Origin of the sequence: Cupriavidus sp. USMAHM13 (assembly GCF_001854285.1) — a bacterium.
GTDB lineage: Bacteria > Pseudomonadota > Gammaproteobacteria > Burkholderiales > Burkholderiaceae > Cupriavidus > Cupriavidus malaysiensis.
Genome location: NZ_CP017751.1, coordinates 557,261 through 571,491 on the forward strand (window position 1 = coordinate 557,261; position 14,231 = coordinate 571,491).

Below are 14,231 nucleotides of genomic sequence, written 5' to 3' on the forward strand. Positions count from 1 at the left end.
AGCGGCACGCTAAGCGTTAGCTGAAGCGGTACACGAAGCGATACACGAAGCGATACACGAAGCGATACACGAATCGACACCTTAAGCGTTATCCGAAAGCGACACACCAGGCGACACACCAGGCGACACATCAAGCGACACATCAAGCTGCACCAAGCAACACCCAAGCTGCACCCATAACGACATCAACAGATTCGAGGAGAGACCCATGGAAACCACACGGACCGCCGGCGCCGCCGCCCCGGCGGCGCGCACGCCGCTGCAGGCGGATGCGCAGGAGCAGCGCATCATCGGCCTGCTCACCCGCAAGCTGATCCCCTTCCTGGCGCTGATCTACGTGGTGGCCTATATCGACCGCTCGGTGGTCGGCTTCGCCAAGCTGCACATGAATGCCGCGGTCGGCATCGGCGATGCCGCCTACGGGCTCGGGGCGGGCCTGTTCTTCATCGGCTACTTCCTGTGCGAAGTGCCGAGCAACCTGGCGCTGGAGCGCTTCGGCGCGCGCCGCTGGTTCGCCCGCATCCTCTTCACCTGGGGCGTGATCACCATGGCCATGGCGCTGGTCAGCGGCCCCACCAGCTTCTACGTGCTGCGTTTCCTGCTCGGCGCGGCCGAGGCCGGCCTCTACCCGGGCATCCTCTACTTCCTCACCAAGTGGTTCCCGGTGCGCCACCGCGCGCGCATCATCGGCCTGCTGGTGCTGGCCCAGCCCGTCGCGCTGATCATCACCGGGCCCATCGCCGGCTGGCTGCTGTCGGTGCCGGGGCCGTTCGGCTTGTCGAGCTGGCAGACGCTGTTCGTGCTGAGCGGCCTGCCGGCCACGCTGCTGTGCCTGCCCACGCTGCGCATCCTGCCCGAGTCGCCGGCGCAGGCGGCCTGGCTGGCGCCGGCCGACCGGGCCTGGATCGAGCGCGAACTGGCGGCTGACCAGAAGGCCTACGCGCTCAAGTCGCACGGCAACCCGCTCAAGGCGCTCAAGGACATCCGCGTGCTGCTGCTGGCGCTGCTGTTCCTGCCGTTCCCGCTCAGCATCTACGGCCTGTCGCTGTGGCTGCCCACCATCATCAAGCAGTTCGGCGTGAGCGATGCCACCACCGGCCTGCTGTCGGCGGTGCCCTATCTGTTCGCCGTGGTGGGCCTGTACCTGGTGCCGCGCCACTCGGACCGCAAGGGCGAACGCTACGGGCACATCGCCGTGGTGTCCGCGCTGGCCGCGCTGACGATGGCCGCCAGCGCCTGGTGCCAGGCGCCCGCGCTGCAGTTCTTCTTCATCTGCCTGACGGCCTTCTCGATCTATTCGATCCAGGCCGTGGTGTGGGCGCTCCCGGGCCAGTTCCTCACCGGCGCCAGCGCCGCGGTGGGCATCGCCACCATCAACTCGCTGGCCAACCTGGGCGGCTACTTCGGGCCGTACGGCATCGGCGTGATCAAGGACGCCACCGGCAGCCTGGCCGCTGGCCTGTACTTCCTTGCCGTCATGCTGCTGTTCGCCGTGTTCATGACCTTCGTCGTGCGCGCCGTGCTGGACGGCGGGCGGCAACGCTGAGCCGCGCGGCCGGCCTGATCGCCGCGATGCGCCGCTATCCGCGGCGGTCGGGCGGCGATCCGGCTTCGATCGGGCCGCTCCCTCCCTTTTTCCTGTCATCCTGATTCCACGATACGCCATGACCCGCCACGCCAAGCCGCGCTACCAGGGCATCTTTCCGGTGGTGCCCACCACCTTCACCGCATCGGGCGAACTCGACCTGGACAGCCAGAAGCGCGCCGTCGACTTCATGATCGACGCCGGCTCGGACGGCCTGTGCATCCTGGCCAACTTCTCCGAGCAATTCTCGCTGGCCGACGCCGAGCGCGAGGTGCTGACGCGGACGGTGCTGGAGCACGTGGCCGGGCGCGTGCCGGTGATCGTCACCACCAGCCACTACAGCAGCCAGGTCTGCGCCGAACGCAGCCGCCGCGCGCAGGACATGGGCGCGGCCATGGTGATGGTGATGCCGCCCTATCACGGCGCCACCTTCCGCGTGCCGGAAGTACAGATCCATGAGTTCTACGCGCGCCTGTCCGATGCGCTGGCCATCCCCATCATGATCCAGGACGCGCCCGCCAGCGGCACCGCCTTGCCGGCCGCGCTGCTGGCGCGCATGGCGCAGGAGATCGAGCAGGTCGCCTACTTCAAGATCGAGACCGCCGGTGCCGCCGCCAAGCTGCGCGAGCTGATCCGGCTCGGTGGCGATGCCATCGAGGGACCGTGGGACGGCGAGGAGGCCATCACCCTGCTGGCCGACCTGAACGCGGGCGCCACCGGGGCCATGACGGGCGGCGCCTTTCCCGATGGCATCCGGCCCATCATCGAGGCGCACCGCGAGGGCCGCCACGACCTGGCCTTCGAGCGCTACCAGCGCTGGCTGCCGCTGATCAACCACGAGAACCGGCAGGCCGGCATGCTGGCGGCCAAGGCGCTGATGCTGGCCGGCGGCGTGATCGCCTGCGACGCGCCGCGCCATCCGCTGCCGCCGATGCATCCGCAGACGCGCGCCGAACTGCTCGACATCGCGCGGCGGCTGGATCCGCTGGTGCTGCGCTGGGGACGCTAGCGGATACGCTGGACGACCGGCGCCCTGTGGTACGCGATGGTGCCGGGATGGCGCCAGGGCGGCCCGTCACGCCGAGGCCGGACGAGCAGGGGGCTTGCCGGATGCCGCGTGCCTTAGGTTGCGTGCCTTAGGTTGAGTGCCTTAGGTTGCATGCCGTATGTCGTATGCTGTGCTCCGTCACAGTCAACGCAGGCAATGCAGAGCAAGATGCCGTTTGCAGGAAATCCGCAGCAAGGAGGGACCGCCCGGGGGCGGAGTATCGAGCGTCTCGAACGCATCGGCCGCATCGGCCTGGTCCTGGCGGGCGCGCTGTTGCTGGGCGACGCCGTCGGCCTGATGTCGCTGGGCCTGTTCAACTTCGGCGTGATCCTGCCCACCGCGATCGGCGCGGCCTTCCTGTTGCTGGGCTGGCGCTGGCCCGCCGTGGCGCGCTGGCGCGCGGCGCGGCGGTGGCGGCAGCGCTTGTGGCGGGCGGGGTGGACGGCCTTCGGGCTGTGGCTGGTGTCGGTGGCGGTGTTCTTCCACACGCTGCACGGCGAGATCGTCGCGGCGGCGCCGGAGGCCGCGGCGGCGCGCGCGACGGCGGCGAAGTCCATCGTGATCCTGGGCGCCGGCACGCCCAACTGCGCGGCCTCGCCCACGCTGGCGGCGCGCCTGGACGCGGGCCTGATGCTGGCGCGCCAGCTGCCGGCCGCCTGGGTGGTGGTGAGCGGCGGCGAGGATTTCCTGCGCGGCTGCCGCGAGGCGGACGTGATGGCCGACTACCTGCTCGCGCGCGGCCTGGCGCCCATCCGCCTGATCCGCGAGGGCCGCGCCACCAGCACCGACGAGAACCTGCGCTTCAGCCGCGAGCTGCTGGCGCAACAGGGCGTGCCGGCCACCGAGCCGGTCATCGTGGTGACCAGCGATTTCCACCTGATGCGCGCCGAGCGCATCGCGCGCAAGGCGGGCTTCACGCAGGTGGCGGGCGCGGCCGCGCCGACGCCGCTGTACCTGCGCTATAACGCCTGGCTGCGGGAGTATTTCGCGCTGATCAGCGGGCGGGTGCTGGGGGAGTATTGAAGCAGCCGCCGGGCGCCTCCGGCGTACCCCATCAGGATGCGGATCGATGGCGCTAAGCGCCCCATCCTGCAGCCCCAGCCATGGCCAAACCGTCACTTCGGCGGTCAGCCTTGCGCCCGGCCTCAACGGACCTGCCCTGTCGCGGGCGCAGAAGACCTTCCAATCCCTGATCCGCCAGATCGACAAGCGGCGCCAGCGCCTGCGCGGCTGGGAGGCGACGCTGCCGGTGTTCCAGCAGCGCTATGTCAATGAGCGAGCTGTTCGAGGCGCGTTTCGTGCGCAAGGACGGGACGGACGGGGAGTAAGGCCACACCTGTGGCCGACGGGCGCACCGCGATTCCGCTGGGCATTGCGGAACGCGGTGCGTGGCCACTTGCGCTTAGCGTTCGGCGTACAACAAGCGCACCAGCATCGTCGCCAGATTGGTCTGGGTGGTGGCGTTGTGCACGGCGGTGCTGGTCGGCTGCAGGCCGTCGGTGTCGATGACGCTCTTGTCGGCTTCGATGTTCCACAAGTGGCCGTTTGCCGGGTAGCGCTTGCGTCCGGTGAATGGCGACTCGCTGCCCACCAGGTCCTTGCACACGCCGGGACGCTCCATGGCGTCGACGGCCTTCTGGTTGTACGGGTACTCACGCACTAGTCCGCACATGTCGAGCGTATCGGCACCGGTCTCCACCGCGTAGCGCAACACGAAGAAGTGGAAGGGAGCTGGGGACCAGTAGTCGACGTTGAGCAACCCGGACAAGGTCGCCGGATCTCCGCAGCCGACGGCGTTGCAGTTCGCGAATCCGAGCTGATGCGTCTTGTATGGGCCGAAGTGGCCGATCGTCCTTCCGCTCGAGTCGTCCTCCGGGTGGTCGGGTTGCAGGTTGCCGACGTAGCGGGCGATCGGGTAGGTCCACTTGGTCGCCCAGTCGTCCAGGCTTGTGATGTTCACCCAGGTCGGCTTTCCAGCCGAGGGGGAGAGACGGGCCGGATCCTGGTAGAGGTCGTAGTAGGCATCGGCGCCGATGGCCGCGTTCAAGGTGACGATCAATGCCTTGTCTCCCAGCGGCTGATAGTTCTCGCGGAATTTGGGTAGCAGGGCGCGCGACACCAGCCGGCCGCCGAACGAATGCCCGGTCACCAGCATGCGGCTCGAAGCCGGCCCCGCCTGCACAGCGGCGGCGATGGTGGCGAGGTCCGCGGCAACGGTGCCTTGCGCGATCCGATCTGCGGCGCGGCCACGATCTGCCACCGTGAACACGCTGGGAATCGACGCCTCGATCAGTTCGCCGCGCCAGCCGACATAGATGCCGAGTACGCGGATGTCAGTGCGCCCCGCCCGGGCGAGTGCATCGGCATAGCGCGCAAGCATGTGATCGAAATACTTGACGTTGCCGTCTTCGGTGCTGGCGTTGTGGTGCCAGCCATGCACGTAGACAGCGACCAGCGTGGCCTGGCCGGCGGCGTTCGCGCTCTCGATGCGCTGCCGGATGGCCTGCAGTTGCCCGGGAGCGAACAACTGGCCCGGGGCTTTGCAGGCGGCGCTTTCCAGCTCGCAATATTCGAGGAAGGCCACGCTGAACTTCCGCTCGATGCGCTGGCCTTCTTCACCACGGCTGCTGTCCGGCGGGCAGGTGGCCTCTCGCCCCGAACCGTTCAACGAGCACGACTTGTCGCGGAAGCCGGCAGTCTGGTATTGCTGGTCCGGCACCGTGCTGCATCCCGTAAGCAGCGCGGCAGCGAACAATATGGCGAGAATGGCGCGCATGATCTCTCCCTGTTTCTTATGATCGTTGTCGGATCGGCGCATTCTGTGCCCGCCAATGGGGCAGGCGAATAGCTCGAATGAGGGGCAGTCGTGCTGTCCGGTTTCGAGCATGCTGTCGGGCTTGACTCGCCTGGTTTCGTCGCGGGTGGCGAGGGGCAGGAAATGGCCGTGTTCACTGCTGGCCATGATCTGTGCCGGTTCTCAACGGCGAACGCGCGTCGCCTCGACAAGGGGGGCGCAAGCTTCAGGACGCCCGCCCGCCGCCCCCCTCACGGATGCCACGTCGCCGGCCGCCCGATCTGCATCGGCTCGCGCTGGCTGCCCGCCATCGCGTACGAGAGCCGGTTGGCGGCGTCCATCACGGTCTGCGCCAGTTCCGTCAGCCGCGTTTCGTCCAGGCGCGCGGTCGGGCCGGAGATGCACATCGAGCCCAGCAGCCGCCAGTGCAGCCCGAACACGGGCGCGGAGACGCTGGAGACTTCGGGCTCGCGTTCGCCCAGCGAGAGGTGGAAGCCGCGCCGGCGGATCATTTCGTAGGGTTCGCCGGATTCGCCGGAGAAGGCCAGGATGACGCGTCCCGGGGAGCCGCTGTCGAGCGGCAGGGCGGCGCCGATGCGCACGTGGTGGCGGATCGCCTGCGGGCCTTCCACACGTACCAGGCAGATGCGCTGGCCGCCTTCGCGCACGTAGAAGGAAGCGCTTTCGCCGGTCTGGATGGCGAGTTCGCGCAGCACCGGCTCGACCACTTCCTGCACGTTGAAGGTGGCCTGGTAGCAGGCGCCCAGCCAGCCGGCGGCGCGGCCGAGGCGCCAGCCGCCGTCTTCGGTCTGCACCAGGTAGTGGTCGGCGGCCAGGGTGCGGGCCAGGCGCAGCACGGTGGTCTTGTGGATGCCGGTGCGCCGGCTCAGCTCGGCCAGCGAGAGTTGCGGGTCGTTCACGCCGAAGGCTTCCAGCACGCGCAGCGCGCGCGTGACGGCGCCGACGCCGCCGGTGCTGTCTTCCTGCGCGGCGGGCCCGGCGGGCGGGGGCGCGGCGGCGGTCTCGGGCGTGCTGCGTGGCGCCCGGGCAGGCCGGGATGGCGGGGCGGGCGCAGCGGCCGTCTTGGATTTCATCGCGCAGAACGTGTTTCGCTGTGGGAAACAGCATTGTAGGAGATGAAACGCACGGCAACAATCCGGGGCATAACCACCCATAAGATCCGGAGACATCCATGCGCGCTTCCCGCCGTAGCCTGTTCGCCCGCGCCTTCGGCGCCACCCTGGGCGTTCCCCTTCCTGTGGTCCTGAGTGCGGCCTTGAGTGCAGCCCTGACCGTCTTTCCTGCAGCCGCCTCGGCCAGCGCCGGCGGCACCGCTTATCCGTCCCGCCCCATCCGCGTGATCGTGCCGTTCCCGCCGGGCGGCGGCACCGACATCATCGCGCGCGAGATCACCAATACCGTGGCGATGTCGACCGGCTGGACCTTCGTGGTGGACAACAAGCCGGGCTCGGGCGGCAACCTGGGCGTGGATGCCGCCGCCAAGTCGCGCGCCGACGGCTACACCATCGCGCTGGGGCAGACCAGCAACCTCGCCATCAATCCCACGCTGTACCCGCGCCTGCCCTATGACCCGCTCAAGGACCTGACGCCGATCGGCCTGGTGGCCAGCGCGCCGCTGGTGCTGGTGACGCCGGCCGGCTCGCCCTACAAGACGCTGGCCGACGTGGTGCGCGCCAGCAAGGCGAAGCCGGGCGCGCTCAATTTCGCCTCGCCGGGCAACGGCACGGTGGCGCACCTGACCGGCGAGCTGCTGCAGAAGGCCGCCGGCATCCACCTGACCCACGTGCCGTACAAGGGGGTCTCGCAGGCGCTCAATGACCTGCTGGGCGGGCAGGTGCAGCTCTATATGTCGTCGGTGCCGACGCTGCTGGCGCATATCCAGGGCGGCAAGCTGCGCGCGCTGGCGGTCAGCTCGGCCAGGCGCATCGACGACCTGCCGCAGGTGCCGACCATCGCCGAGTCCGGCTATCCCGGCTTCGACGCCACCACCTGGTTCGGCTTCGTCGCGCCCGGCGACACGCCCAAGGAGGTGGTGGCGCGCCTGAATGCCGCCTTCAACAAGGCACTGCAGTCGCCCGAGCTGGTGCGCAAACTGGGCGAGCAGGGCGCCGCGGTGCTGGGCGGCACGCCGGAGCAGTTCGGCGCGCGCGTGCGGCAGGACATCGGGCGCTGGGCCACGGTGATCAAGGAGTCCGGCACCAAGCTGGACTAGGTGGAGCTGCGCAGGCGCCGGTCTACCAGGTGCCTTGGTGCAATCTGGGGCTCACGCGATCCTGCCCGCGATGGATACCATCTGGTCTCTCCGGCCGGCATGGCAGCGTGAGGCACCCGATGCAGACCACGATCACGATCGACGACGAGTTGACCCAGCAGGCGCTGGAGGCGCTGGCCTCGGCCGATCCGCCGAAGGACGAGGCCGAACTCTTTCGCGAGGCGCTGCGCACCTTCGTGCGGATCCAGGCAGCCAAGCGGCTCGCTGCCTTGGACGCGCCGGTGCGGGGCCTGCCTGAGGTACCGCTTCGCGTGACGTCCGCGAAGCGCTGAGCGAGCCCCCTTCGTGTGCGGCGCGGGGCGCTTGGCTATCTCTCCCTTCACCTGATCCTCCGGCCCTGAACCCCGGGCGCCGGACCGGCAAGCGCGGCCGCGCTTCGCCCCTTCGCCCTACCTCTGCAGCGGGCCCGCCAGCTGTCCGATATTCGCCCGCCACATGCCCGCCACATGCCTGCCATACCCCGGACATTCCCTTGGTTGTCAGATTTCGTCAGCTTTGCACTCACGCGAGCGGATAGCATGAAGATCGCTAAGAGGATCGGGACAGGGTACGGAGGGGTCTCAGAGGAGGCGGCGTAGTCAGCCTCCCGCATGCCACCCTGTTCCGGGTCCCGGGCGTTTCCCGCTTCCCCTCGTTACGCCGCCGTCGCGGCCGCGTAACGGGGTGGGCCGGTGGAAACGGCCAGCCGCTTTGCCGGAGGCCTGACCGCGGCCTGTCCCGTACCTTGCCCTAGAAGAGAGCGAGGGCGGGCGCGCCCCCCCACGGTCAGGCTTCCACAAGCGGCCGCCGGCAGGCGGCGAGTACCGGCGGTGCGGATGCACCGGCCGGTGGCGCCTGCCAGCGGCGGCAGGTCGCCGGATGGCAGCGGTGCTTCCGGCGGCAACCCGGTCGTGGTGACGCATTGCCGGGGTCATCCAGCGCGCCTGGCGTGCTGTCGTCGGGCGGCGGTCCCGGCCGTGGTGAGATACGGCCGGGGCCGCCTGCTTGCCGGCACGCGGTCCGCGGGTCCGCATGCGGGTCTGCATGCGGGCCGGATGGCGGCTGGCCTGGCCGCATCGGGCCGCTCGCTCTCCCGCGACCCGTTTTCCGGCTTCCGGCCCTTCGGCGACGATGTGGTGAAGTCCGCGCTCTTCATGCTCGGCATGACTTCGGCGGCGGTGCTGCTGGTGGACCTGCTGTGGCTGAAGGCGTACCGGCGCGCGGCGGATGCCGGCGCGGCGGGCGTGCACGCCTGAGCTGCGGCTGAGCGGTGGACCCCGGCGGGCCCCGCCGGGCCGGGGCCTGCCCGCGTCCGCGTGACGGTGTCATGGCGCTGCGGCGTCACGGCGTCACGGCGCCGTGGCAGCGCCGGCCGCATCCGGCGCGCTGCGCTCACGGCCGCTGAGGAAGACGAACACGGCGATCGCGCACAGGGCGGTGACCACCGCCAGTCCGCGCAACAGCAGGCCGAAGGCGTCGGCATAGCCTTGCCGCAGCGTGGCGCCCGCCACCGACGGCAGCCATGCCGCGGCATGGGCGAAGTCCCCGGCGGCAAGTTGCGCTGCGGCTTGTGCGGCGTCATATGCCGTCAGGCCCGCGTCGGCCGTCGGCATGCCTGCCAGCAGGCGCTGCTGCGTCAGCGCGGCCAGCACGGCGCTGACCACCGCCAGCGCGATGCCCTCGCCGGCCACCCGCGTGGTGCTGAAGATGCCGGTGGCCATGCCGGCGCGCTCCTTGGGTACCACGCTGACCGAGAGTCCATCCATCAGGCCCCAGGGCAGGGCGGTGCCGAGGCCGATCAGCAGCAGCGGCGCCAGCGCGGCCGGGCCGGCGCCCGCGCGCAGCGCCAGGCTGAGCCACCAGAGGCCGCCCGCCGCGAGCAGCAGGCCGAGGCCGCAGAGGATGCCGGGCGCGAGCCAGCGCGTGAGCGCGGCGGCCGCCAGCGGTACCACCAGCATCGGGCCCGACAGCGCCAGCATCATCCAGCCGGCATCGATCTCATCGAAGCCCTCGACGCCGATCAGGCGCAGCGGCAGCAGCACCAGCAGCACGATGTAGCCGTAGCAGGTGGCGATCGGCAGCACCTGCACGCCGACGAAGCGCGCATAGCGGAACAGGGAGAGATCCAGCATCGGCCGCGGCGCTCGCCTTTCCACCGCGACGAAGGCGGCCGCCAGCAGCGCGGCGGCGCCGAGCAGCCCGATCACCAGCGGGCTGGACCAGCCGCTCTCGGGCGCCTGGATCAGGCCGAAGGTGAAGCAGGACAGCGCACCGGTGAAGGTGGCCGTGCCGGCGCGGTCCAGCCCGCCGGCGTGCGGGTCGCGCGATTCGCGCAGGCGCGGCACGCCGACGGCCAGCGCCAGCGCGCCGGCCGCCGCGCTGCTGAGGAAGATGGCGCGCCAGCCGACCGTGTGGATCAGCCAGCCGGCCAGCACCGGGCCGAAGGCCAGGCCGATGCCGAAGGTGGTGCCCAGCAGGCTGAAGGCACGTGTGCGCGCCGGGCCGTCGAATTCCTGCGCCAGCGCGGCGGTGCCGCCCGCCAGCGCCGCCGCCGCAGCCACGCCTTGCGCCGCGCGCAGCAGGTCGACCGCCCATAGCGATGGCGCCAGCCCGAGGGCGAGCGAGCACAGGGCGAAAGCGGCCGTGCCGAGCGCGAACAGCCGCTTGCGGCCGTAGCGGTCGGCCAGCGTGCCGGCCGCCATCAGCAGGCTGCCGAAGGTCAGCATGAAGGCATTGGTGATCCAGCGCAGCGCCACCGCGCTGCCGCCCAGATCGCGGCCGATGGCCGGCGTGGCGACGGCACCGCCGGAAAAGCTGAGGGGCAGGGCGAGCGCCGCGAGGCAGACCGCCGCAAGGATGGCGAGCCGGCGCCGCGCGGGGCCGGCCGGGTGGGGGTGATCCATGGTCGCTCCTGGATGGGTTGGAAGGGCCTGGGGAAGGTGGCCGGCGCGCTGTCGTGCCCGCTGTCGTGCCCGCTGTCGTGCCTGCCGTCGTGCCTGCCGTCGTGCCAGTTGGCCGGGGCCGCGCCGGGCGAGCGATGAACGATAGAGGGGAATGAATCAGGGAAAAACCACGCCAGCTTCCGCTGACTGCGGAATAGAATTCCGCAATGCATGCGCGGACCGAAGCCGGACCGGCCGCGCGCGGGACGGCCGGGCATTGCCGGCCGGCCTGCCGATGTGCCGGCAATCATCGGAGCGACCATGAATGATCAGGCAGGCGCGGACCCGCTCGGCGGCATCGCCGCCTTCGTCCGCGCGGCCGAGGCGCTCAGCTTCGTGGCCGCGGGCCGCGCGCTGGGCATTTCCGCCTCGGCGGTGGGCAAGACCGTTGCCCGGCTGGAGCGCTCGCTGGGCGTGCGCCTGTTCCATCGCACCACGCGCCGCGTCACGCTGACCGAGGAGGGGCGCCACTTCTACGCCAGCTGCCGGCGCGCGCTCGACGAACTCGACGAGGCGCGCGCCACGCTGTCCGCCGCCGCCGAGCGCCCGCGCGGGCGCCTGCGCGTCAGCCTGCCGGCGATCGGCTACCGCTTCCTGCTGCCGGTGCTGCCGGAATTCGCGCAGCGCTATCCCGAGGTCGAGCTGGACCTCGATTTCAACGATCGGCTGGTGGATGTCATCGAAGGCGGTTTCGACGCGGTGATCCGCAGCGGCACGCTCAGCGACTCCAGCCTGCTGGCGCGCCGCCTCGGCCCCTTCCGCTTCAAGCTGTGCGCCACGCCCGGCTATCTCGCCGCCGCCGGCACGCCGCGCACGCTGCGCGAGCTGGCGGCGCATGCCTGCGTGCGCTACCGCTTCCCGACCACCGGCAAGCTGCAGCCCTGGGCGCTGGCGGACGACGGCGGCGAGCCGCCGGACCTGCGCACGGCGATGACCTGCAACAACATGGAAGCCCTGCGCGGCGCGGTGATGGCCGGCTTCGGCATCGGCTACATGCCCGATTTCCTGGTGCGCGACGCGATCGAAGCGGGGCAGCTCGTGCCGGTGCTGGATGCGCACTGCAAGGCCCCGGGGCAGTTCTCCATCCTGTGGCCATCGAGCCGCCAGCTGTCACCCAAGCTCAGGGTGTTTGTCGATTTCGCTTGTGCGAGGTTGTTTCAGGAGGTTTGAGTGGAGGCGGGTTGGGAGCGCGTTGGCGGCTTCGTCTGTGCGCTCGCGTGCTGGACCACACCGAGGGCTTCGCTGGATGTGGCGCCTTGCTAAACCACCCCTCACCCCCACCCTCTCCCCATGCGGGGAGAGGGAGCCAAGACCTCGTGCTTGGCGCGCGGTGTTGGCGTATCTCGTCGGCTTCGTCCAGCGCGACCTGGTTCGCACCGCGCTGTTTCGCTCCCCTCTCCCGCTTGCGGGAGAGGGGCCGGGGGTGAGGGCCGGCGCCCGCACCAAGCGACAACGCGCCGCCGCGCCGCAGCGCCGCCGCTGTCTCCAGCCTCAATGCAGCCGGAACCCCCCCACCACGCCCGCCAGGCTGGCGGCCTGCGTCTGCAGTGCTTCGGCGGCGGCGGACGATTGCTCCACCAGCGCGGCGTTCTGCTGCACCATCTGGTCGAGCTGGCTGACGGCCTGGTTCACTTCCTGGATGCCGCGCGTCTGTTCGCCGGCGGCCTGCGAGATCTCGGAGATGATGCGGCTGACCTTGCCGACGTCGCCGACGATGCGCTGCATGGTGTCGCCGGCGCGGCGCACCTGGCCGGAGCCGGTGCTGACGCTGCCCACGGTGCTTTCGATCAGGGTCTTGATCTCCTTGGCGGCCTGGGCGCTGCGCTGGGCCAGCGCGCGCACCTCGCCGGCCACCACGGCGAAGCCGCGGCCCTGTTCGCCGGCGCGGGCGGCTTCCACCGCGGCGTTGAGCGCCAGGATATTGGTCTGGAAGGCGATGCCCTCGATCACGCCGATGATGTCCGAGACCTTGACCGCGGCCTGTTCGATGGCGCCCATGGTGACGATGGCGTCCTGGATGGCGCTGCCGCCGTTGCCGGCGCCTTGCGCGGCGGCAACGGCGAGATGGTCGGCCTGCTGGGCGGAGCTGGCGGACTGGCCGACGGTGGCGGTGATCTGCTCCATCGAGGCGGCGGTCTGCTGCAGGCTGGCGGCGGCGGATTCGGTGCGGCGCGACAGGTCGTTGTTGCCGGCGGCGATCTCGTCGGCGGCGGCATGCACGGAGGCGCTGGCGTCGCGGATCTGGCGCATCACGCCGGCGAGCTGGTCGGCGAAGGCGTTGAAGGCCTGGGCGATCTGCGCGGTCTCGTCGCGGCCGTCGGCGGGCAGGCGGCGGGTGAGGTCGGCTTCGCCGCGGCCGATGTCGCGCATGGCGTCGCGGATCTGCGTCAGGCGGCGGAAGGAGACCCCGGTGGCGCCGGCCACGATGATGGCGGCCAGTACCGCGATCACCACCAGCGCCAGCAGCGAGGTCCACAGCACCGAGCGCATGCCGGCGCCGGCCTCGGCCTGGTCCATCGCCAGCACGGCGAGCCAGTCGGTGCCCGGCACCGGGCGCGCGAACAGCAGCTTGGCCACGCCGCCCGCCTGCACCGGCAGCGGCGCCTCGGCGCCGGCCAGCGCGGCGAGCTTGCCGGTGTCCAGCGCGGGCACGAGGTCGGTCACGGGCTTGAGCGTGAGCTTGTCGTCCGGGTGCGCGACGATCTCGCCGCTGCGCGCCACCAGCATGCCGAAGCTGGCCGGGGTGGGGCGGATGGACTTGACGTTGGCCACCACGCTGTCCATGTTGACGTCGCCCGAGACCACGCCCTTGAGCTCGCCGTCCTTCAGCACCGGCACGGCGAAGGCCACCACCAGCTTGCCGGTGCCGGCGTCCACGTAGGGCGGCGTCACCACCGGCTTGCCGGCCTTGGCGGCCTGCTGGTACCAGGGGCGCACGGTGGGGTCGTAGCCGGGCGGGATGCCGGTCGGGTTGGAGAAGCGGGCGGTGTGGTCGGCATAGCCGACGTAGACGTTGGTGAAGCCGCCGGCGGCCGCCACCAGCTTGAGCGCGGCCTCGGGCTCGGGCTGCAGCACGGCGTCCTGCAGCGACACGATCATCTGCACGTGGCCGGCCACCCATTCGCCCATGGCTTCCACGTGGCCGCCTTCGATGGCGGACAGCGTTTCGCTGATGGAGGCGTCGTTGTAGCGGTCGGCGACGACGTAGTTGAGGATGGCATTGATGGTCAGCGCTGCCACCACGATGGCCACGGATAGGGCCACGATGCGGGCGCGTAGGGATGCGAACATGGATGAGTGCTCCTGTGCTGTTGCCCGGGTAGGGCGGGGGGGCGCGGCAAATCGGAGGGATTTACGGCCCGCCCGGCGCGGACTTGAGGGGCGACGGCGTAATGTCTGGACATTTTTGCGGCTTCGCCTGGATTCGTGCCATATGCGCCACTTGTGGTGTCTGGTGCGGTGCACTTGTGGTGCCGGCTCCGGCACGAGGCGGCAGTCCTGCGGGGCCAGCGTGCAAGTGGCAATTCCGCCATTTCCAGCCGGCGCGGCTGTCGCTAGACTGAGGCTCATCGCAGCGCATCCCGACCGTC

11 protein-coding genes are annotated in these 14,231 nt (G+C 70.5%); 7 read left to right on the forward strand and 4 right to left on the reverse strand.

The genetic code is table 11. The features are described from left to right. The first annotated feature begins 208 nt into the window (after nucleotides 1–208). The 3 genes from BKK81_RS02465 (at nucleotide 209) to BKK81_RS02475 (ending at nucleotide 3,656) form a co-directional block, all read left to right on the forward strand. On the forward strand, nucleotides 209–1,546 hold the full coding sequence (locus BKK81_RS02465) for an MFS transporter (protein WP_071010609.1): 1,338 nt from the start codon (nucleotides 209–211) through the stop codon (nucleotides 1,544–1,546). A 118-nt stretch (nucleotides 1,547–1,664) separates the two neighbouring features. Continuing rightward, complete coding sequence (locus BKK81_RS02470) at nucleotides 1,665–2,594, forward strand: dihydrodipicolinate synthase family protein (RefSeq protein WP_071010610.1); 930 nt, start codon at nucleotides 1,665–1,667, stop codon at nucleotides 2,592–2,594. Nucleotides 2,595–2,930: 336 nt separating this feature from the next. Then, nucleotides 2,931–3,656 carry a YdcF family protein gene (locus tag BKK81_RS02475; protein WP_231908015.1) on the forward strand — a complete coding sequence of 242 codons (726 nt, stop codon included), beginning with the start codon at nucleotides 2,931–2,933 and terminating at the stop codon, nucleotides 3,654–3,656. Between the two features lie 379 nt (nucleotides 3,657–4,035). Here the strand turns inward: BKK81_RS02475 and BKK81_RS02480 are convergent, their stop codons facing one another. Next, on the reverse strand, nucleotides 4,036–5,595 hold the full coding sequence (locus BKK81_RS02480; protein WP_156811101.1) for a hypothetical protein: 1,560 nt from the start codon (nucleotides 5,593–5,595) through the stop codon (nucleotides 4,036–4,038). A gap of 83 nt (nucleotides 5,596–5,678) precedes the next feature. Then, nucleotides 5,679–6,521, reverse strand: a complete 843-nt coding sequence (locus BKK81_RS02485; protein ID WP_071010612.1) for an IclR family transcriptional regulator — start codon at nucleotides 6,519–6,521, stop codon at nucleotides 5,679–5,681. Between the two features lie 98 nt (nucleotides 6,522–6,619). Between BKK81_RS02485 and BKK81_RS02490 the strand changes: the two genes are divergently transcribed. The 3 genes from BKK81_RS02490 (at nucleotide 6,620) to BKK81_RS02500 (ending at nucleotide 8,955) form a co-directional block, all read left to right on the forward strand. After that, on the forward strand, nucleotides 6,620–7,660 hold the full coding sequence (locus BKK81_RS02490; RefSeq protein WP_083383896.1) for a Bug family tripartite tricarboxylate transporter substrate binding protein: 1,041 nt from the start codon (nucleotides 6,620–6,622) through the stop codon (nucleotides 7,658–7,660). A gap of 119 nt (nucleotides 7,661–7,779) precedes the next feature. Further along, a complete protein-coding gene (locus BKK81_RS02495) occupies nucleotides 7,780–7,992 on the forward strand; it encodes a type II toxin-antitoxin system VapB family antitoxin (protein WP_071010613.1) in 213 nt (70 codons plus the stop codon). 762 nt (nucleotides 7,993–8,754) lie between these two features. Beyond that, nucleotides 8,755–8,955 carry a hypothetical protein gene (locus tag BKK81_RS02500; protein ID WP_071010614.1) on the forward strand — a complete coding sequence of 67 codons (201 nt, stop codon included), beginning with the start codon at nucleotides 8,755–8,757 and terminating at the stop codon, nucleotides 8,953–8,955. A gap of 93 nt (nucleotides 8,956–9,048) precedes the next feature. Here the strand turns inward: BKK81_RS02500 and BKK81_RS02505 are convergent, their stop codons facing one another. Next, entirely contained in the window at nucleotides 9,049–10,602 is a 1,554-nt protein-coding gene (locus tag BKK81_RS02505; RefSeq protein WP_071010615.1) for an MFS transporter, read from the reverse strand. A 300-nt stretch (nucleotides 10,603–10,902) separates the two neighbouring features. Here BKK81_RS02505 and BKK81_RS02510 point away from each other — a divergent pair, with 300 nt between their 5' ends. Beyond that, nucleotides 10,903–11,811, forward strand: coding sequence for a LysR family transcriptional regulator (locus BKK81_RS02510; RefSeq protein WP_071010616.1), 909 nt, complete (start codon nucleotides 10,903–10,905; stop codon nucleotides 11,809–11,811). A gap of 321 nt (nucleotides 11,812–12,132) precedes the next feature. Here BKK81_RS02510 and BKK81_RS02515 read toward each other — a convergent pair whose 3' ends face one another. After that, the gene (locus BKK81_RS02515) at nucleotides 12,133–13,932 is read right to left on the reverse strand and encodes a methyl-accepting chemotaxis protein (protein ID WP_071010617.1); all 1,800 of its coding nucleotides are present in this window, start codon (nucleotides 13,930–13,932) and stop codon (nucleotides 12,133–12,135) included. Between the last annotated feature and the right edge of the window lie 299 nt (nucleotides 13,933–14,231).